Here is a 1,802-nt window from a genome sequence, read left to right as displayed (position 1 = left end):
GCCATGATTTATCGCCCGTTGGAAATTAACCAGTTCATACTTGAAACCTTCGCCTTCAAGTTCATAGAAGAATCTCTTGTTTCTGTTCTGGTCCTCGTATCTTATCTCAAAATAGTCCGTCTTCCACCAAGGAGACGGAACGTATACATAACCTCTGGTACCGGAGATTATCATCTCTCCTTCGGACTTTACGCCTTTTCCTACCTTTGCCGTTGCAACAGCATCACTGTAAACAAAGTCCATCCTGGTGAAAAGGTCAAAGTAACCGTCAGTTTTTCTGGTGATTATTCTCTTGTCAACATAGTCAGTCCCAAGAATCTGGAAAACCGGTAACAGAGCCGTCGCACCCCAGGCATCCATGGAACTCCAGACATTATTTTCAATGTACTTTGAAATTTTTGAAACTTCACTCAAACTTGTGCATGTTGTTTCAACAGAAACAACATTCCCAATCTCGCCGCTTTTCACCATTAACAGCAGCCGATAATACGCAGTGGAATATGCCGTTTTTATGCCCGACATTAAGATACAGTCATTACTTTTGGCTGTTTCAAGGAGTTTATGCTGTCGTTTTGCACCGATTGCCATCGGCAGGTCACACAAGACATGTCTGCCGTGACTTAAGGCATAGTCAATCTGTTCATACCTGTCCTTCACGTCAGATTCAATGAAGACTGCATCAGATTTGTCAATCAGCTCTTCAAATGAATAATCGGGCAGTTCCTCAAGCCGTTCGTCATGTCCGGCACCGCTCGCACCGACAATGTCAATCCCATTGATGGCAACAGCCTCGTTGGCGACCTTCCACAGACGTTTTGCGTTGCCTACAAGTCCCAGATTAAGGTGATTATGCTGCGTCCTGATCTGCGTGCTTGATATTCCCCTAGTACGCTCAAGATACACAACCTGGCAGAATTCTGACAGGTAGTCAAATTTCCCCTTCCAGTCCGATCCGATTGCAAAAACGTCAACTCCCAATCTGTTGATATCGTCAATCTTCTGTCCTTCATATTCTTCGATGATGATCTGGTCAGCAAGTCCCGTTTCCTTGACTCCTTCAACGCGCTCCATCATGGATTGCTGAACATTGATTTTTCCTCTTCTGGAATCAAAGTCATCGCTTGTAACCCCGACAATGAGATAATCGCCAAGTGCCTTGGCACGTTTCAAGATGTTCAAATGCCCTTGATGGAGCATGTCAAAAGTTCCATATGTAATTACCTTTTTCAAAATGATGCTCCTTCCTTTTCAAAAGGCATGATTAACAGTCATTAAAAATAAAATCACACAATATGGAAATTTCACTAACAAAGTGAAATTTCATTTAACATATAATCGTTAATCCTCTTCCCGCTATTTGCCGCTTTGACACAGCTCCCGTTCTTCAATTTTCCATTATCATAAATAACATCTATCATATTCTCAAGAGAAACATCGGGCTCATTAACAACATTTGTCTCCTGTAATTTTGCCAGCAATGCATTTCCGTACATATTTGATTCAACTCGTACAATCTTCGGAGAATCCTTCAAGACAATCTTTCCAGTATATCTGTACAATTCAGTTAAGCTTGAACTTCTAAAGCCATAGTATGCATCCGACCAGAAAATGGCATAATTCATACTTGCATTAGTATCCAGGACACCATAATCATCATCCATAAACGCACGCATGATTTCATCGTACTCATCCAGAAGATGCGGCAACATTGACTGAAGAGTCTGCCTCAGTAAGGGATGTGGTCGCCAGATAACAAAAGCACGGTTCTTCCGGTGACTAAATATTTCCAAAGTTTCCTTTAC

Annotated in this window: 3 pseudogenes; all 3 read right to left on the bottom strand. The window is 42.0% G+C overall.

Going from position 1 to position 1,802, the window contains the following annotated elements:
- A pseudogene (locus V7Z60_RS10285) lies at nucleotides 1-657 on the bottom strand (glycerol-3-phosphate cytidylyltransferase); the annotation flags it as partial.
- A gap of 201 nt (nucleotides 658-858) precedes the next feature.
- Nucleotides 859-1,230 (bottom strand): annotated as a pseudogene (locus V7Z60_RS10280) (adenylyltransferase/cytidyltransferase family protein); the annotation flags it as partial.
- A gap of 74 nt (nucleotides 1,231-1,304) precedes the next feature.
- Nucleotides 1,305-1,802: pseudogene (locus V7Z60_RS09305) on the bottom strand (hypothetical protein); the annotation flags it as partial.

The organism is Ligilactobacillus sp. (genome assembly GCF_036846325.1).
GTDB lineage: Bacteria > Bacillota > Bacilli > Lactobacillales > Lactobacillaceae > Ligilactobacillus.
This window is presented reverse-complemented; position numbering and strand designations above follow the sequence as displayed.